The 15682-nt window shown below is 73.4% G+C and carries 15 protein-coding genes and 3 pseudogenes; 8 read left to right on the forward strand and 10 right to left on the reverse strand.

What is annotated here, in order from left to right; all coding sequences use genetic code 11:
* Positions 1-10: 10 nt before the first annotated feature.
* From ACSLTV_RS19700 to ACSLTV_RS19715, 4 genes are read right to left on the reverse strand one after another with little or no spacing between them, the layout of a single operon-like run.
* Positions 11-1609 (reverse strand): polyamine aminopropyltransferase, encoded by a 1599-nt coding sequence (locus ACSLTV_RS19700; protein WP_432135349.1) that lies wholly within the window; start codon positions 1607-1609, stop codon positions 11-13.
* 16 nt (positions 1610-1625) lie between these two features.
* The gene (locus ACSLTV_RS19705) at positions 1626-2063 is read right to left on the reverse strand and encodes a DUF350 domain-containing protein (protein WP_432135348.1); all 438 of its coding nucleotides are present in this window, start codon (positions 2061-2063) and stop codon (positions 1626-1628) included.
* Between the two features lie 59 nt (positions 2064-2122).
* Positions 2123-2533, reverse strand: a complete 411-nt coding sequence (locus ACSLTV_RS19710) for a DUF4247 domain-containing protein (RefSeq protein WP_432135347.1) — start codon at positions 2531-2533, stop codon at positions 2123-2125.
* On the reverse strand, positions 2530-3036 hold the full coding sequence (locus ACSLTV_RS19715; protein ID WP_432135346.1) for a DUF2617 family protein: 507 nt from the start codon (positions 3034-3036) through the stop codon (positions 2530-2532). The genes ACSLTV_RS19710 and ACSLTV_RS19715 overlap by 4 nt, the downstream gene beginning before the upstream one ends.
* Before the next feature lie 127 nt (positions 3037-3163).
* Here ACSLTV_RS19715 and ACSLTV_RS19720 point away from each other — a divergent pair, with 127 nt between their 5' ends.
* Positions 3164-3352, forward strand: coding sequence for a hypothetical protein (locus ACSLTV_RS19720; protein WP_432135404.1), 189 nt, complete (start codon positions 3164-3166; stop codon positions 3350-3352).
* Between the two features lie 26 nt (positions 3353-3378).
* A complete protein-coding gene (locus ACSLTV_RS19725; RefSeq protein WP_435612568.1) occupies positions 3379-4242 on the forward strand; it encodes a penicillin-binding protein in 864 nt (287 codons plus the stop codon).
* Between the two features lie 13 nt (positions 4243-4255).
* On the opposite strand, the gene ACSLTV_RS19730 is transcribed toward ACSLTV_RS19725, so the two are convergent.
* Together ACSLTV_RS19730 and ACSLTV_RS19735 are read right to left on the reverse strand one after the other, a co-directional pair.
* Entirely contained in the window at positions 4256-5653 is a 1398-nt protein-coding gene (locus ACSLTV_RS19730) for a trypsin-like serine protease (RefSeq protein WP_435612569.1), read from the reverse strand.
* Between the two features lie 150 nt (positions 5654-5803).
* Positions 5804-7468, reverse strand: coding sequence for an alkaline phosphatase D family protein (locus tag ACSLTV_RS19735; RefSeq protein WP_435612570.1), 1665 nt, complete (start codon positions 7466-7468; stop codon positions 5804-5806).
* A 242-nt stretch (positions 7469-7710) separates the two neighbouring features.
* Here ACSLTV_RS19735 and ACSLTV_RS19740 point away from each other — a divergent pair, with 242 nt between their 5' ends.
* A complete protein-coding gene (locus ACSLTV_RS19740; protein ID WP_435612571.1) occupies positions 7711-8535 on the forward strand; it encodes a DUF1206 domain-containing protein in 825 nt (274 codons plus the stop codon).
* A gap of 43 nt (positions 8536-8578) precedes the next feature.
* Here ACSLTV_RS19740 and ACSLTV_RS19745 read toward each other — a convergent pair.
* Positions 8579-8767, reverse strand: a pseudogene (locus ACSLTV_RS19745) (phosphatase PAP2 family protein); the annotation flags it as partial.
* Positions 8768-8778: 11 nt separating this feature from the next.
* On the opposite strand from ACSLTV_RS19745, the pseudogene ACSLTV_RS19750 reads away from it, so the two are divergent.
* From ACSLTV_RS19750 to ACSLTV_RS19760, 3 genes and pseudogenes are all read left to right on the forward strand, one after another.
* A pseudogene (locus ACSLTV_RS19750) lies at positions 8779-9062 on the forward strand (SRPBCC family protein); the annotation flags it as partial.
* Positions 9063-9092: 30 nt separating this feature from the next.
* Complete coding sequence (gvpK, locus tag ACSLTV_RS19755; RefSeq protein WP_435612594.1) at positions 9093-9335, forward strand: gas vesicle protein GvpK; 243 nt, start codon at positions 9093-9095, stop codon at positions 9333-9335.
* A gap of 59 nt (positions 9336-9394) precedes the next feature.
* Positions 9395-10561 (forward strand): annotated as a pseudogene (locus ACSLTV_RS19760) (ABC transporter substrate-binding protein).
* 309 nt (positions 10562-10870) lie between these two features.
* Here the strand turns inward: ACSLTV_RS19760 and ACSLTV_RS19765 are convergent.
* Positions 10871-11764 (reverse strand): NADP-dependent oxidoreductase, encoded by an 894-nt coding sequence (locus tag ACSLTV_RS19765; protein ID WP_435612572.1) that lies wholly within the window; start codon positions 11762-11764, stop codon positions 10871-10873.
* Between the two features lie 136 nt (positions 11765-11900).
* Here ACSLTV_RS19765 and ACSLTV_RS19770 point away from each other — a divergent pair, with 136 nt between their 5' ends.
* A complete protein-coding gene (locus ACSLTV_RS19770; protein ID WP_432135339.1) occupies positions 11901-12317 on the forward strand; it encodes a winged helix-turn-helix transcriptional regulator in 417 nt (138 codons plus the stop codon).
* 21 nt (positions 12318-12338) lie between these two features.
* Here ACSLTV_RS19770 and ACSLTV_RS19775 read toward each other — a convergent pair whose 3' ends face one another.
* A complete protein-coding gene (locus ACSLTV_RS19775; protein WP_435612595.1) occupies positions 12339-13787 on the reverse strand; it encodes an extracellular catalytic domain type 1 short-chain-length polyhydroxyalkanoate depolymerase in 1449 nt (482 codons plus the stop codon).
* Positions 13788-14194: 407 nt separating this feature from the next.
* On the opposite strand from ACSLTV_RS19775, the gene ACSLTV_RS19780 reads away from it, so the two are divergent.
* The gene (locus ACSLTV_RS19780; RefSeq protein ID WP_432135337.1) at positions 14195-14653 is read left to right on the forward strand and encodes an SRPBCC family protein; all 459 of its coding nucleotides are present in this window, start codon (positions 14195-14197) and stop codon (positions 14651-14653) included.
* A 138-nt stretch (positions 14654-14791) separates the two neighbouring features.
* On the opposite strand, the gene ACSLTV_RS19785 is transcribed toward ACSLTV_RS19780, so the two are convergent.
* Entirely contained in the window at positions 14792-15673 is an 882-nt protein-coding gene (locus ACSLTV_RS19785; RefSeq protein ID WP_435612573.1) for a helix-turn-helix transcriptional regulator, read from the reverse strand.
* Positions 15674-15682 lie beyond the last annotated feature (9 nt).

Genomic DNA, 15682 nt, shown 5'->3' on the forward strand with positions numbered 1-15682 from the left:
CCCCGGCAGGTCAGTAGTTCTGCCACTCGTCCAACTCGTAGTCCAGGACCGCCGGATCCATCAGCGTGCTCGGCCGGACGTCCGTGCGGCGGCGGTCGACGGGGAACACGGTCGCCGCTTCGAGCACCTCGTCGTCCAGATAGCGCAGCCGCGGCGCGTCCGCCGCCACCCGCAGCGGTGGGGGCGTGCCGCCCGGCGAGGCGAGGACGAACCCCCAGTTGCCGAAGCTCGGCACATCGACCTGGAACTCGGTCGTGGCGTACCCGGCGGCCTCGACGGTCGCCGCGATCGACCAGTACGTCTTCGGTGCGAAGAACGGCGATCCGCTCTGCACCATCACCTTGCTCCGCGGCGTCACCACCTGGCCGAGCAGGTGGTAGAACTCCACCGAGTACAGCTTCGCCAGCGCCGCCGTGTCCGGGTCGGGGAAGTCGATGATGACGGCGTCGTACCGCTCCCGGGCGGAGCGCAGCCAGGTGAACGCGTCCGCGTTGACCACCCGCACCCTCGGGTCCTCCAGTGACGCGCCGTTCAGCGTGCGCAGTGGCCCGAAGCCGCGGGCCAGCCGCGTCATCGCCGGGTCCAGCTCCACGAGTGTCACCTGACGCACGTCCGGATAGCGCAGCACCTCGCGCAGCGCCAGCCCGTCGCCGCCCCCCAGGATGAGCACCTTCTGCCTGTCCCCCGACAGCGCGGGATGCACGAGCGACTCGTGGTACCGGTACTCGTCCACGGAGCTGAACTGCAGGTCACCGTTGAGGAAGAGCCGCATGTCGGGCTTGCCGGTGAAGGCGGTGGACCGGGTCAGCACTATCTCCTGGTACGCGGTCGTCTCCGCGTGGATGATCGGATCCCGGTACATCTGCTGCCGGGCGGTGACCTCCAGGTCGTCCGCCAGCACGTAGGCCGTGCCGAGCACCGCCAGCACCACGGTGACCCCGGCGAGCAGCCCCGCCTGTACGAAACGCCGGGTCTGCCGGCGGAAGATGAACACCACGACGACCACACCGGCCACCGCGTTGACCGCGCCCACCACCAGCGCGCCCTTCAACTGCCCGAATGTCGGCAGGAGCAGCAGCGGGAAGCACAGCCCGCCGACCAGGGCGCCGATGTAGTCGACGGCGAACATGTCGGCGACGGCGCTGCCCGCCTCCTGTCTGCGGATGCGCTGCAGCAGCGTCATCAGCAGCGGTATCTCGGCGCCGATCAGCAGCCCCACCACCAGGGCGATGACGACCATCGCCGGCGTGTACAACTGCAGCCAGGCGAACGCCGCGTACAGCGTCAGCACCGACAGCCCGCCGACGAGCGCCAGCGCCGCCTCCACGAGGGCGAACGCGCCGACCGGGCGGCGCCGCAGCGGCTTGGCGGCCAGCGAGCCGAGTCCCATGGCGAAGACCATCACGGAGATGACCACGGAGGTCTGCAGCACGGAGTTGCCGATGAGGTAGCTGCCCAGCGCGGTCAGCGCCAGCTCGTAGACGAGACCGCAGGCCGCGCAGAGGAACACCGCGAACAGCAGCAGGAAGCGCGCCCCCCGGGGATGCCGGCGGGCCGGGGCAGGAGCGGGCGCCGAGGTGTCGCGGCCGCGCAGGACGGGTGTGCTCATGGAGGCGGCGACCGGGCTAGGAGAGCGCCGCGCCGACCATGAACCCGGTGCCCAGGTACATGCCGGCCTGGACCCAGGCGGCGGGGTGCGGACGGCCGTCGCTGTCGTCGAGGACGACCGAGCCCATCTGACCGGGCGTGAGAGCGCCGATCACGATGCCCACCAGGGTCATCACCAGCACCCCGGCCAGCCCGTACAACAGTGTGCTGGTCAGGCCGTAACCCAGGCCCCGCTCGGACTCGCTGGCCCGGATCGCCTCCATGATGACGAGACCCACGGCCACCGACTGGCTGCCCAGCAGGACGGCCGCGCCGCGGTTGCGGTCGGACCACACCACGTGGAAGAGCTTGCCGGGCGTGACGAGGTCGAGGGCGATGAAGCCGACCGCCATCACGGCGAGGCCGACGACTCCGTAGAGCAGGGCCTGGCCGGTGGACTCGAAGATCTCGGTCACTGCGTTGCCTTTCTTCAGGGCGTCGTCGGGGGCGGGTCAGGGTGTGGTGGGCGCCGCGGTCACTTGCCCGTGCCGGGACCGCCGCCGCGGAAGCTCTCGCTGTACGGGTTGGGCCAGTGGCTCAGGTGCTGGGAGTGGCGGTTGTAGCCGTTGCGGTAGTCCTCGATCTGGATGAGGCTGCCGTTCCGGTACGGCGAGACGGTGACCATGTCGTCGCCGTACCGCAGGAACTCCATGCTGTCGCCGGAGGCGCGGTCGAGCGCGTGGCTGTGGTCGTCTATCGCGTCGGCGACGTCGCCCGGCACGCTGTCCCGGTCGCGCCAACCCCCCGCGTCCACGGTGTACGTGTCCGCTATCCAGCCGCGCGGCACGGCGGTGTCCGAACCGCCGGAACAGGCCGTCAGCAGGACCGCGGCCAGCATCGCCGCCACCGCCGCAGCCGCCGCGCGGACGGGTCGGGTGCTCTTCATCGGGCCTCCAGCCGGGTGTGCGTCGATACGATCTGGCCGTACTGCGGATACGTGTGCCAGGTGCGCCAGACCAGCCCACCGCCGGCCGGCCCGTCCGCCTCCTCGACGAGTACCGCCGTCACCGCCTCCGGCGAGCCCGGGAAGACTCCGCACAGGCTCGCCTCCCGGTCGGCGACGCGGCCGAGGATCCGTGCCACCCGCGCGCCGAACTCCTCGGGCGGCAACCGCCGTGTCTCGGCGGTAAATGCGTAGTGCCAGCCCGGCAACTCCCGCCGGTGCGCGGTAGGGAGGCCCGTCACCGCTCCCCGCAGACAGGCCACGGTCTCGCGCACGGGTCCGGCGAAGACCTGGTGCGACGCGCCGAGCAGCCGCAGCCGTACGACGAGCCCGCCGACGACCCTCTCGCGCTCGGCCAGCGCCGGACGCTCGTCCAGGTCCAGTGACAGACAGAGCTGGTCCGCGTCGGTGTCCAGATAGGGGGCGTCCAGGGAAATGGCGTGCACCTGGCGTCCCCCCGGAGTCAATTCGTGCGATGAGCGGCGCCGAGTATGACACATGAGGCGCATGTGTTCTAAGCGGCTGGTGGGGCGCCCGTACGTCGTACGGCGCAGGCCCGCCCGACGCGGTGACATGACCTCCGCCGAGAAGCTGACCGACGCATTCGCGGCCGTCCGTGACGTCGAGCTGGAACAGGCCCTCGATCCCGCCGAACCCGACGGCGTCTACCGCGACAGCAGGCAGTGCGCGGCCCTGGCCCTGCAGTCCGGGACCACCACCCTGCTGCCCTCGCCGCCGACCCCGCGCCCGAAGAGGGGCTGAGCGGCACGACGAACGGGAGCACGTAGATGGAGCAGTCAGGTACTTCGGCCCTCCTGCAGGGCGTGGTGCAGGACCTCGCTTCGGGCGTGGCCTCCGCCCTCCGCGGCGGCGGCCACGCCCCCTTCCCCGGCGGGGCACCACCGGACGAGCGGGCCCAGGGGGTCCTCCTCGCCGCCGTCCGCGTCCTCGGGGCCGATGTACTGCTGCCCCGCGTACTCGACCGGACCCCGCCCGCCGGACAGGAACTGGCCGTGTTCCGCGGGGCGATCGAGGCGTTCCGGCCGCAGGCCGACGCGGCCCCGACCGTGCGCCGGAGCCACTGGGGCATGGTGCGCGGCCTGCGGACGGTCGACGCCGCCCACGGCCCGGCCCACGGCGACGCGGGCGCCGAACCCGACGCCGGGTGGCTGTACGAAGCCCCCTGGCAGTCCGTGACACACCGGCTGTCGGTCCTCGCCGCGCTCGCCCTGCCCGGCGAGGACTGCGCCCTGAACCGCGCGGCACAGCACCGGGTCGTCGACGTCAGCCGCGGCTTCGTACGCGCCGTGCGCCGGGCGACGGGCGCCCTCCGCGCCACCCCCCCCCACGACCTGCTCACCTTCCTGGAAGCCCACCTCGGCCCCGACACCACCCCGATCCCCGGCGCCCTACGGGCGGTCCGCACCCCGTTGCTGCGCCGCGGCCTGGATCACCGGCACGTCCACACGCTGACGTGGTTCCGGCACCCCACCGACGGCGGGCCGATGTACTTCCACAGCGGCGCCACCCTCGGCCAGCAGGCGTTCCTCGGATTCCGGCCCGGCACCGCGGTGGCCGCCGTGTGCACCCGCCGCTTCCGCGCCCGGGACCCCTTCGTGGCCACGGCGTACGCACTGCCCGCCGAGCACTGACCGCCGGGCGGTGTCACAGACGCTGCCACAGGGCCGGCGTGCCGCCCGGGAGCCACGCGCCCCGCGCCTGGTGGGACTGCAGGCAGCGGTACCGCTCCGCGCCGTACGTCACCGTCGCGCCCGGCGCGTACACCCGCCCCTCGGCCCACGTGTCGACGGTCGCGTCGTCCTGCGGGCCGGGCGTGCCGGACTCGGAGCCCGCGGTCTTCAGGGTGAGCCCGAACTCCTTCAGCACCGGGTTGACCGGCTGGAAGAAGGTGGTGCCGCCGCTCGCGCAGTCCCCGGAGCCGCCGGAGGTGGTGCCCTGGGCCTGCGCGCCGGAGGCGTACGGGCCGCCGGAGTCGCCCGGCTCGGCGCACACGGTGGTGCGGGTGAGGCCGTGTACCGTGCCCTCGGAGTAACGCACCGTCACGTTCTCCTCCTGGATCGTCCCGCAGTGCCAGCCGGTGGTGGAACCCGAACGGCACACCGACGCTCCGACGACCGCCTGGACCGACCCGCTGACGTCCACCAGCGCGTCGGCCTCCCCCCTGATCCGGGGCGTGGCCGTCCAGTCGCTGTTCACCGCCACCCACGCCATGTCCTTGCCCGGGAAGACGGACGCCTGGAAGGTGCCCTGGTCCGTCCGGTCGGCGCCGGCGGTCTTCGCGCCGGGGTCGCCGCAGTGACCGGCGGTGGCGAAGCCCTGCTGCTCCTCCTTGGTGACGGAGAACCCGACGGAGCAGCGGGCGGAGTCGTCGATGTAGTACGGGTCGCCGCCGACGACGTCGGCGAGTGTGCGGGGCCGGTCCTTCACCACCTGGACGGTCACCCGCGCGGCGTCCACGCCCGCCGCCTCGACGAAGGCGTCCCCGGCCGCCCGGCTGACGCCCTGCACGACCACCCGGTTGGCCCGCACGTCCACGTACCAGACCGGCGCGTCCAGGGCGATGGACCGGGTGCGGGCGGCCGTGGCGTCGAGCTTCTTCTTCACGGCGCCGAGGTCGCTCAGCGAGGTGGTCACCACGGCGGTCTCGGCGCCCTGGGCACGGATGGCGGCCTCGTCGCCGACCCGGGTGGTGGCCACGGTGAGCCTGTCGGACGTCGCGCCGCTCACCCAGGCCCCGGCGAAGCGTTCGCCGAGTGCGTGGCGCAGCAGGCCCACGCGGGCGCCCGCCTCGGCCTCGTTGACCAGGCGGTCCCGCGCCTGGGCGGCCGTCAGCCGCAGGTCGCGCTGCATGGCGCGGAGCACTTGCGGGGACGGCTTGTCGGCGCCGAGGGTCTGTGCGGCGGTCGGGAGGGGACCGGCCGCGGGAGCCGGTCCGGCGACCGCCGCGGCGGGGGCGGTGCCGAGGACCAGCGCGCCGGCCGCCACCAGGGCGGCGCGGCGTCTGCCTCCGCGGAGTGTTCTGACCAAGCGTGTTCCGACCATGCGTGTGCCTCCTGAGGGTTCGGATCCGGGACCGGCGCGACGCCGGACGCCGGGAACCGGAGATCTAGCCGTACCGGCCCGTTCCGACGCGGCCCGCGCGGGGGTTTCGCGCGAAGGGGGACGCGGAGGGAGGCATGCGCAGTAGGCGGGTCAGGCCCGCTCGAGCCCCGGGCTGCCCGCCTCGGTGACGAAGGAGGCGGCCGTGGTGATCGCCGCTCCGGGCCGGCTGACGGCGGCGACGGTCCGGAAGTCGGCGCGGGCCGCGTCGCGCCCCAACTCGACCCGGACGTAGCCGCGTCTGCCGTTGTAGAACCTCATGTGGGGGTTGGCCGTCATCAGCGTGTCCCAGTTGCCCGGCTTCTCCGCCCCGTCCTTGCCGCTGGCGATGGAACTGCACGTCAGTTCCGTCCCCACCGTCCTGGACCCCGGGTCGTCGAAGTCCTCCTTCAGGTCGAAGGCGTAGGCCACATGGACGTCCCCCGTCAGGACCAGCCAGTTGTCCAGCCCCGCCGCCCTGGCCCCGTCCATCACCCGCCGCCGGGACGCGGGGTAGCCGTCCCAGGCGTCCACGGAGACCGTGGACTGCGCGTTGAGGTTGAACCTGCGCTGGGCGAAACACACCTGCTGGGGCATCACCTTCCACCGGGCGCGCGACGACCGCCAGCCGTCGATGAGCCAGCGTTCCTGGGCGTCGCCGGTCAGCGTCCGGGACGGATCGGTGCTCTCCGGGCCCGGGACGTGCGGCCGGTCGCCGTAGGCCTGGTCCGAGCGGTACTGCCGGGTGTCGAGGATGTCGAACTGCGCGAGGTCGCCCCAGATCAGCCGCCGGTAGAGCTGAGCGTTCGGCCCGCTGGGCAACTGGGCGGCGCGCAGCGGCTGGTTCTCCCAGTAGGCCCGGTAGGCCGCGGCGCGCCGGGCGAGGAACTGCTCCGGGGGCTCGCCGTTCTCGCTGACGGAGCCGGCGTAGTTGTTCTCCGTCTCGTGGTCGTCCCAGGTGAGGACGAAGGGGTGGGCGGCGTGCACCGCCTGCAGGTCGGCGTCGCTGCGGTAGAGCGCGTAGCGCAGGCGGTAGTCCGCCAGCGTCGTGGTCTCGTGGCCGAACACGTCGGGAAGGACCGCGTCACCGGTGTAGCCGCGGGCGCCGCCGGCCGGGTCGACCGGGTACTCGTAGATGTAGTCGCCGAGATGGAAGACGACGTCGACGTCCTCCCGCGCGAGATGCCGGTGAGCGGTGTAGTAGCCGTCCGGGTACGCCTGGCAGGCCACCGCGGCCAGGCGCAGGCTCGGGGTCGCGGCGCCCGCGACGGGCGCGGTGCGGGTACGGCCCGTCGGGCTGATCCAGGCACCGACCCGGAACCGGTAGTAGAAGACGCTCGACGGGGCGAGCCCCTGGACGTTGATGTGCACGCTGTGCCCGTACTCCGGGAAGGCGGTGGTGGTTCCGGAGCGCAGCACGACCGTGAACCGCTCGTCCAGCGCCAGTTCCCACAGCACGGCGACCCGTTCCGCGCCGAGCCCGCCGTCCGCCTCGAACGGTCTCGGGGCCAGCCGTGTCCACAGCAGGACCGAGTCCGGCAGCGGGTCGCCCGAGGCCACGCCGAGGGTGAAGGGGTCCTCCGTGATCCGGGCCGCGTCCCGCTGCGGTGCGACCATCGCGCCCTGGGCGGGCAGGTTCGTGGTGAAGGCGAGGGCCGCGGCCGCCGCCGTGAAGGTGAGGAAGCGGCGGCGGCCGACGCGCGGGGCGGCGGCGCGCAGCACCGCGTCGTGCGGGGACGTGAGCTCGATCGGCGTGGTGCGGTGGCCCGTGCGCGCCATCTGACGTCCTTTCAGGAAAGGGCGAGAAAAACGGACCACGCATACTAATCAGACAAAAACGCTTGAAATCCGGTGATTTGCCGTAACAGTCACACGAGAGGTGGACGGTGGCGCACAGCGCTGCGCCGCATCGGGTGATGCCGAACGGCGACGATCGCCCCGGAGGCGGGGTGTGCGCGGGCCGTTGCGGGGCATCCGGACTGTCGACATATCCCCCGGGAGGTGCGGTGAACGGCGGAGTGATGGCGAGTCGGAGCAGGATCGAGGCCGAGCGGGCGGCGCGGGGTTCGGGTACCAGATGGGCCGCCAGAGCCGGGCTGACCGCACGCGGCGTCATTTACCTCATGGTCGGGGTGCTGGCCCTGCGGATCGCGTTCGGCGACGGCTCCGGGCGGCAGGCGGACCGCCGGGGCGCCCTCGCCGAACTGGGGGAGAAGCCCTTCGGCTCGGTTCTGCTGTGGGCCCTGGGCGCCGGTCTGGTCGGCATGGCGTTGTGGCGGCTGTCGGAAGCGGTCTTCGGCTCCGTCGGCCCCGGGGGCCGGAAGGCGAAGAAGCGGGCGCTGGCATGCGCCCGCTGCCTCTTCTACTGCTTCGTCGCCTACTCGGTCCTGCAGTTCGCCGCGGGCTCGGGCGGCGGGGGCGGTTCCAGCGACGAGCGGTCCCGGGATGTCACGGCCCGGCTGCTGGGGGTGTCCGGCGGCCGGTGGATCGTCGCCGCGATCGGCATCGGCATCGTCGTCGCGGGCCTGTGGATCGGTGGCCGCTCCCTGATGGGCGCCCACCGGGACAAGCTGCGGACGGGGGAGATACCGCCGCGTCTGCGCCGACCCGTCGACCTGACCGGCGTCGTGGGCGGCGCTGCCCGCGGTCTGGTCTTCGCGGTCGCGGGCTCCTTCACCATACGCGCTGCGATCGCCTACGAGCCCGACCGGGCCAAGGGCTTCGACGACACCCTGCGCTCTTTCGCCGAGACCCCCGCCGGACCGAGCCTGCTGGCCTGTGTCGCGGTCGGGCTCGTGCTGTTCGGGGCCTTCTCGTTCGCCATGGCCCGCTGGCGCCGGGTCTGACGGTGAGCACCCCGGCGCCGCCTGTGCCCCGCGGCCCGCGCCGTCACGGCCGGCGCCGCGGCAGCAGCCGGGGCCGCCGCCGGGCGAGCCGGGCGCAGGCCAGGCCGATCAGGGCGCCGGACGTGACGTCGTTGGGACAGTGCGCGCCGGACTGGACGCGCTCGAGGGCCACCAGGGCGGCCGCCGTCCCGCACACCGTGCCGGCCGCCGCGACGGTGAAGGCGGTCGCCGCCGCGGTGCGCCCGGAGGGGAACGACGACCTCGGACTGGCAGATGAAGATCTTCTGGTCCAACCGCAGCTGGAAGGCCACCACCACCGAGCAGGTGTCCGACGACCGGATCGCCTGGACCTGCTGGTGATCGAGTACAACCCCAGCGGCCTGTTCGAGAAGACCGGCAACATCTGGCGGGCCCAGGGCCACCGTGCACGCCTCGACCTGAAGAACTACGTCCGCTTCATCACCCTCAAGGGGGAGGCGGACGACGGCGCGAACGAGGAGGAAGAGCCTGAGGAGTCCGAGCGCGCCGGCCGCGGGAGCCGCCGTTGACGATGCCGCATTCCGGAGCCTTACGGTCGCGATGGCGGCGGTGAGATCGCTCTGGTCGACACGCTGGACCGACTCCTCGCCGGGGGCGTCGTCGTCAGCGGCGACCTCACCGAGGAGCAGGAGGAACGGATCGGCCTGACCCTGATGCTCCTCGACGACCGCATGACCGAACTTCGTGAGCGCTACGGCCTGCGCCCCGAGGACCTCAACCTGGACCTCGGCCCGCTGGGCCCGCTGCTCCCTCGTGAGTGACTCCTGAGACCGCGCGGACCGGCAGCCGGGAGGCCGCCGCCGGTGATACATGTAGGCGCATGAACACGCCAGCAACGAGCCCGGCAGCCGGCGCGGCGGCCGGCCCGCCGGTGCGGATCGGTGCCCTCGTCCCGCTCTCCCCGCCCGGCTGGGTCGAAGCGGGCCGCCACCTGCTCGCCGGTCTGCAGCTGGCGGTGGACGAGGTCAACGAGGCCGGCGGGGTCGGCGGAAGGGCGCTGGAGCTCGTGGTGCGGGACACCGCGGCTGATCCGCGGCGGGCCGTGGCGGCCGTGGACGAACTGGCTCGGCTCGGCGTGGTCGCCGTGGCCGGGGAGTACCACAGCGTCGTCGCTCGCGCCGCCGCCGGCCGGGCGGACACACTCCGCCTGCCGTTCCTCTGCTCGTCGGCGGTGCTCGACGAACTCGTCGAACAGCCGACGGACTGGGTGGCGCGCCTGCCCCCGGCGCAGTCGCGAGGCTGGCGCATCTACGCGGACCACCTGCTCGGCGCCGGTCACAGCCGTGTGGCCGTGGCGACCCAGCCGAGTGCGTACTGGGCGTCGGGGACGGGGATCCTGCGGGACCGCCTCGCCGCACACGGCGGCACCGTCACCGAACTCGACATGCGTGACCTGACTCCCCCCGCCCTGTGCGCCGCCCTGCTCGACGACCGGGCGACCGCCCTTCTCCTTCTCGTCGGCTTCCCGGAACCGGCGGTTTCGATCGTCAAGGCGGTGCGCCGGGACCAGCGCCTCGCCGAGGTCGTGATCGGGGCTCCGGCCGGGCAGCCCGAGTTCACCGCATGGGCGACGGCGCTGGGCGACGACGGCTCGGCCACCCCGTTCCTGCGCTATCTGCCCGAACCCCTCGGCCCACAGGGCGTCCGGGTGGCGAGCGCCCTGCGCGAGCGACTGGGCCAAGCGCCCTCCTTCGTGGCCTTCGAGGGCCACGACACCGTCACCGTCCTCGCCGAGGCGCTGCGGGTCGGCTGAGTCGACCGGTCGCGCGTCGCGGCGTCGTGGCCGCACCTCGCGGTGGACGGCACCCGCGGCCGGATCCGGTTCTCCCGACCGCCGGGCAGCACCGTCTGGCAGTGGGCCGAAGCGCCGGTCCACGTCGTCGACCGGGATCCGGCGAACCCCGATCGCTTCCGGACCCGCCATGCCGGCCACGGCGGACCGGTAGCGCCGGGGGACCTCGTGCCGCCGAGGACCTCGGACCGCTGACAGGCCGCGAGAGCCCCCCGAGGAGCTCCGCGAGCGAGCCCGCGCCCCCGCTCCGGGCCGTCGCCGCCACTTCGCAGGGATCGGTGGCCGCCGGAGCGAGGGGGCCGCGCGGGCGGCGGTCGGGACACCGCCAGGTCGCCGGCCGCGTCGCCTCGCCGGAGCGCGCCCGCCCGGCGGCCGGTGTTCCCCACCGGCCCGGGGCCTCGACCGTGCGGGCACACACGGCACGTCCGCCGAGCCCGGGGTCACACCGTCCGGGCACGGAACGCCTCCCCGGGCACAGCACGCCCACCGAGGCGGCCGCGGGCTCTAAGGGAGGAGCACCAGTCGCCCGCGCAGCCCGCCCTCCGCGAGCCGCGCGTGCGCCTTGGCCGCGTCGTCCAGGGCGAACGTCTCGGCGACCCGCAGGGTCAGCGCCCCCTCGTCCACCAGCCGGACCAGTTCGGCCAGGCGCGCTCCGTCCGCGCGCACCTCCACCGCGTGGGTCCGCACCCCGCGCACGGAGGCCGGCTGGGCCTGCGGGATGACACCGACGTACACGCCGCCGTCCCGCACCCGCTCCAGGGCGGGCGCGCCGAGCACGGCGGCGTCGAGTACGGCGTCGAAGCCGGTGCTGTCCGCGCCGTCACCGGTGAGGAAGCGGGCCGCCCCGAACGACCGCAGGAGTTCCTCGTCGTCCTTTCTGGCCTGCGCGGTCACCGACATGCCGAGGCGCGCGGCGAGCTGGACGGCGTACCCCCCGACCGCGCCCGCCGCGCCGGTCACCAGCAACGACCGCCCCGGCGCCGGCTCCAGCAGGTCCAGGGCCTGCGCGGCGGTCAGCGCGTTCAGCGGCAGCGTCGCGGCGTGGACAGGGTCGGCGGTGGCCGGCGCGGCCGCGACGGCGTCGGTGTCCACGACGACGTACTCGGCGTGTGCGCCGAGGGCGCCGTCCACGCCGTGGTCCAGCGCCACCACCTCGTCCCCGACGCTCCAGGTGCCGGCGGTACCGACCGCGTCCACGGTCCCGGCGACGTCCCAGCCGAGCCCTGTCTGCCGGCCCGCGCCTCCGAAGATCCCGGACCGCACCCCGGCGTCCACCGGGTTCAGCGTGGCCGCCGCGACCTTGATCCGTACCTGCCGGGCGGCCGGCTCGGGCACATCGACGTCCACGATCCGTACGTTCTCGGGGCCACCGAACTCCGTCACCACTGCAGCACGCATGGTCAGAACTCCTCATATCGTCGTCAGATGCGGGGGACTTGACCGTCTTCCGCCCCGCCGCACGCAACCCTAGGAAGAGTTACTATCTCCGAGGAAGTAGTTACCTGGAGGTGCCTACCTCACCGGGAGGAGAGCCATGGCGACCATGACAGCGGCCCAGCGGCGAGAGCAGGCGCGGGTGGAGTACGACGCGTTCCTCCGCGACTGCCCCACCAACCAGCTCCTCGGCCGCCTCAGCGACAAATGGGTCAGCCTGGTCGTCGCGGCCCTGTCCTCGGGTCCTCTGCGCTACAGCGACATCAGTCGCAAGATCGCCGGTGTCAGCCCCAAGATGCTCACGCAGACCCTGCGTGCCCTGGAGCGCGACGGCATCCTCACCCGCACGGTCACCCCGTCGGTCCCCGTCCGCGTCGACTACCGGCTCACCCCGCTCGGCAGCAGCCTCGCCCGGCTGCTGAAGGCCGTGAAGGTCTGGGCGGAGACCCACTTCGACGAGGTCCACGCGGCACGGGAGCGGTACGACACCGAGAACCCGCAGGACGCCAAGGGCTGAGGCCCCGGTCGGCCGGGGGCGTCACCGGCTCGGTGCGGGGCAGCCCGAGTCGGCGAGGACGTAGTAGCCCGGGGAGGTCTGCAGCAGGGTGTGGACGGTGAAGGTGTTCCACAGCCCCATGGGCCGGCCCGAGCCCTGGGCGTAGGTGTAGCCGCCGCTCCGATAGGCGCGTCCGGCGGCCACGTGGTCGTAGTTGTCGGCCGTGTGGCAGGTGGGGGTGAAGCCGGTGGTGGTCGCGGTCACCACCGCGGAAGCCGCCCCGACCCTGCCCGCGGCGTCCACGGCCGCCACGCTGTAGCCGTAGGTGGTGCCGGTCGCCAGGTCGACGTCCGTGAACGAAGTCGCCGGGGCGGTGCCCACCCGGGCGCCGCCCCGGTGGACCGTGTAGGAGGCGGCCCCGTCGACGGCCTGCCAGCGCAGGCCGACGGTGGTGTCGGTGGTTCCGGTGACCGTGAGGCCCGCGGGCGCGGGCAGGGCGTCCCCGTCCTGCCCGCCGCCGTCCAGGCCCCAGAACCGGGCGGTGTGGTAGCTGGAGCAGATGGTGTCGAGGTAGTAGGTGCCGGTGCTGCCGCACTGTTCGACGCCGCTGCCCGGGTCGACGGCGAGACCGTGGGACATGCCGGACACGGAGTAGACCTCGACGGCGGGCCGGCCGGCGCGATCGTCGTAGACGGTCAGCGTGGTGCCCCCGCTCAGGCTCTCGGTGCGGCTCGGGGTCTGGCCTATACCCCACAGGTCGGTCCACTGGTCGCGCAGTTCGGTGGCGTTGGCGGGCCGGACGGTGGTGTCGGCCGTGCCCTGCCAGATGGCCACGCGGGGCCAGGAGGTGGTACCGGAGGGGGCGGCGGAGCGCGCCAGGTCGCCCCACTGGGCGGGAGTCCTGTCCGGCGGGGCGTACATGCAGGTGTAGGCGGTGGCCACGCTGTCCGCGCAGTAGGCGGGCAGGCCGGAGTCGATCGCCCCGCCGGCGAACACGTCGGGGTAGGCGGCGAGCAGGTCGGCGGTCATGCCGCCGCCGGCGGACAGCCCGGTGATGTGGACCCGCCCCGTGTCGCTGCCGTACCGCGCGACGGCCGCGTCCACCATCTGCTTGATCGACAGCGCCTCGCCCCGGCCGCGCGTGCTGTCGCCCGGCTGGAACCAGTTGAAGCAGGAGTTGGCGTTGTTCGCGCCGCTGGTCTGCGGGAGGACGAGCGCGAAGCCGTAGGTGTCGGCCACCTCGGGCCACCCGGAGTGCGCGAAGTAGTCGCCCGCGCTCTGGGTGCAGCCGTGCAGGGCCACGACGAGCGGGGCACCCGGGGGGAGGCCGTCGGGCGCGTACGTGTACATGGACAGGTTGCCGGGGTTCGTGCCGAAACCGGTGACCTGGGTGAGCCCCGCGGCGGACGCCTGCGGACCGGCGGCGAGCAGGCCCGCGGTGAGGACCAACGCGCCCACCGATGCCCTGAGCGGGCGGCGCACACCGCTCATCAGGCGGCTGGTGGGGGAGGGGGTGAGGGGGAGCGGCTCTGTCATGATGCGGTCTCCTGGGGGGGAAATGTCCTCGTCCGGCGCCGGGGCGCGGGGCCCGGCTCGGCCCGTTCCGGCCCGCCCCCGCACGGCTGGGAGCCGGCCTGAGGTGCATCATCGGGGCCGCAGCACATGGGTGACATGGTCTGGACAAACACGGTCGGTGCGGTCCCTGTGTCCCGGGCGTCCATGGCCGCACGCGGCCCCGGCCGTGTACGGCACGGGGCTGCCGGCGCCCGCTCGGCACGACAGACACGACCGGGCGGTCGGGGTGGCCGAAGAACGGGTACTCGGCCCGGGCGGTTCCGGCGCGGACCCGGCGTCCGTGCCGCCGCAGACGACCACCGGCCTACGCGGAGGGAACAGAGATGAGCACAGTGAAGGAATCGGTCGAGGTCGAGGTACCGGTCCGCACCGCGTACAACCAGTGGACCCAGTTCGCGGAGTTCCCGAACTTCATGGAGGGGGTCGAGGAGGTGTCGCAGATCGACGACACCCACAACCACTGGACCACCAAGATCGGCGGAGTGCGTCGGGAGTTCGACACCGAGATCGTCGACCAGCTCCCCGACGACCGGATCACCTGGCGGACCATCAGCGGCGACACCCGGCAGAAGGGCACCGTCCGCTTCGAGAGCATGGACGACACGCACACGCGCGTGGAGCTCACGATGGACGTCGAGCCGAGCGGGATGGCGGACAAGACGGCCGACTGGCTCGGGATGGTCGACCGCCGGGTCAAGGGCGACATGCGCCGGTTCAAGACCTACGTCGAGGAGCACGGCCGGGAAACCGGCGAGTGGCGGGGCCGGGTCACCCCGGGCTGAGCGACCGCCCCAGGCCCGGCGACCGCACCGCGGCCCGGACCCGTCACCGGTCCGGGCCGCGAGGACGGCGGAGCCCGACCGGGGAGGACTCACCCGGCCGAACCCACCGGCCCCCTTCCCCGCGCTCCGGACGAGGCCTCACCGCGCCGACGCGATCGCGTGCAGCTTCTCCAGCCGCGCCCTCGACTCACCGTCCACCGGCACGTACGTCACCATCCGCGCGCCCAGCTCCGGGCTGAGCCACAGGTCGCTGTGGTCGACGGTGATGCGGCCGACGTGGCGGTTGAGGAACTCCTTGCGCTTGGTGCGGTGGGCGCCGACCTCGTGCCGGTCCCAGTTCTCGCAGAAGTCGGGGGACTGCTCACGCAGCCGCTTCAGCAGCATCTTCCAGGCGGGTTCCCCGAGGTGCCCGGCCATGGCGACCCGGAAGCGGGCGGCCATCAGACGCTGGGCCTCCTCCAGGTGCACGATCGAGGACCGCCAGTCGTCGTTGGTGTGGGAAAGGATCAGGCAGTTGCGGTCCTCCGGTGCCACCGCGTCCAGGTCGCACAGCAGCAGGCCGTAGGTGCGGTTGTAGGCGAGGATGTCGTACCGGTCGTTCTGGACCGCCGCCGGCAGCGGTTCGAGCTGGTCCAGCAGTGCCCGCACCGCCGGAGTCACCGACGGACAGCTGTGCGCCGGGGTCGGGTCCGCGGCGCCGGCCAGCTGGAAGAGGTGGGCGCGCTCGCCGGCGTCGAGCCGGAGGGCCCGGGCCAGGGAGTCCAGCACCTGGACGGAGACCTGGATGTCACGGGCCTGTTCGAGCCACGTGTACCAGGTGACGCCGACCGCGGAGAGCTGGGCCACCTCCTCACGGCGCAGCCCCGGTGTGCGCCGCCGACGGCCGCGGGGCAGCCCGACCTGCTCCGGGGGGATCCGCTCACGGCGGCTGCGCAGGAAGGCGGCCAGTTCATGGCGGCGGATCTCCGTGCCGCGCGGGGCGGCGGAGGCGGCTTGCGTGTCCTGGGCCGACATCGTCATGGTCCCAGG

Source organism: Streptomyces sp. bgisy159 (assembly GCF_965341775.1).
Taxonomy (GTDB): domain Bacteria; phylum Actinomycetota; class Actinomycetes; order Streptomycetales; family Streptomycetaceae; genus Streptomyces.

Excerpts from the sequence above, each read along its gene's own strand:
- ACSLTV_RS19700 (WP_432135349.1), bottom strand. The coding sequence starts at position 1,609 with ATGAGCACACCCGTCCTGCGCGGCCGCGACACCTCGGCGCCCGCTCCT.
- ACSLTV_RS19710 (WP_432135347.1), bottom strand. The coding sequence starts at position 2,533 with ATGAAGAGCACCCGACCCGTCCGCGCGGCGGCTGCGGCGGTGGCGGCG.
- ACSLTV_RS19720 (WP_432135404.1), top strand. The coding sequence starts at position 3,164 with ATGACCTCCGCCGAGAAGCTGACCGACGCATTCGCGGCCGTCCGTGAC.
- ACSLTV_RS19725 (WP_435612568.1), top strand. The coding sequence starts at position 3,379 with ATGGAGCAGTCAGGTACTTCGGCCCTCCTGCAGGGCGTGGTGCAGGAC.
- ACSLTV_RS19730 (WP_435612569.1), bottom strand. The coding sequence starts at position 5,653 with ATGGTCGGAACACGCTTGGTCAGAACACTCCGCGGAGGCAGACGCCGC.
- ACSLTV_RS19735 (WP_435612570.1), bottom strand. The coding sequence starts at position 7,468 with ATGGCGCGCACGGGCCACCGCACCACGCCGATCGAGCTCACGTCCCCG.
- ACSLTV_RS19740 (WP_435612571.1), top strand. The coding sequence starts at position 7,711 with ATGGCGAGTCGGAGCAGGATCGAGGCCGAGCGGGCGGCGCGGGGTTCG.
- ACSLTV_RS19765 (WP_435612572.1), bottom strand. The coding sequence starts at position 11,764 with ATGCGTGCTGCAGTGGTGACGGAGTTCGGTGGCCCCGAGAACGTACGG.
- ACSLTV_RS19770 (WP_432135339.1), top strand. The coding sequence starts at position 11,901 with ATGGCGACCATGACAGCGGCCCAGCGGCGAGAGCAGGCGCGGGTGGAG.
- ACSLTV_RS19775 (WP_435612595.1), bottom strand. The coding sequence starts at position 13,787 with ATGAGCGGTGTGCGCCGCCCGCTCAGGGCATCGGTGGGCGCGTTGGTC.
- ACSLTV_RS19780 (WP_432135337.1), top strand. The coding sequence starts at position 14,195 with ATGAGCACAGTGAAGGAATCGGTCGAGGTCGAGGTACCGGTCCGCACC.
- ACSLTV_RS19785 (WP_435612573.1), bottom strand. The coding sequence starts at position 15,673 with ATGACGATGTCGGCCCAGGACACGCAAGCCGCCTCCGCCGCCCCGCGC.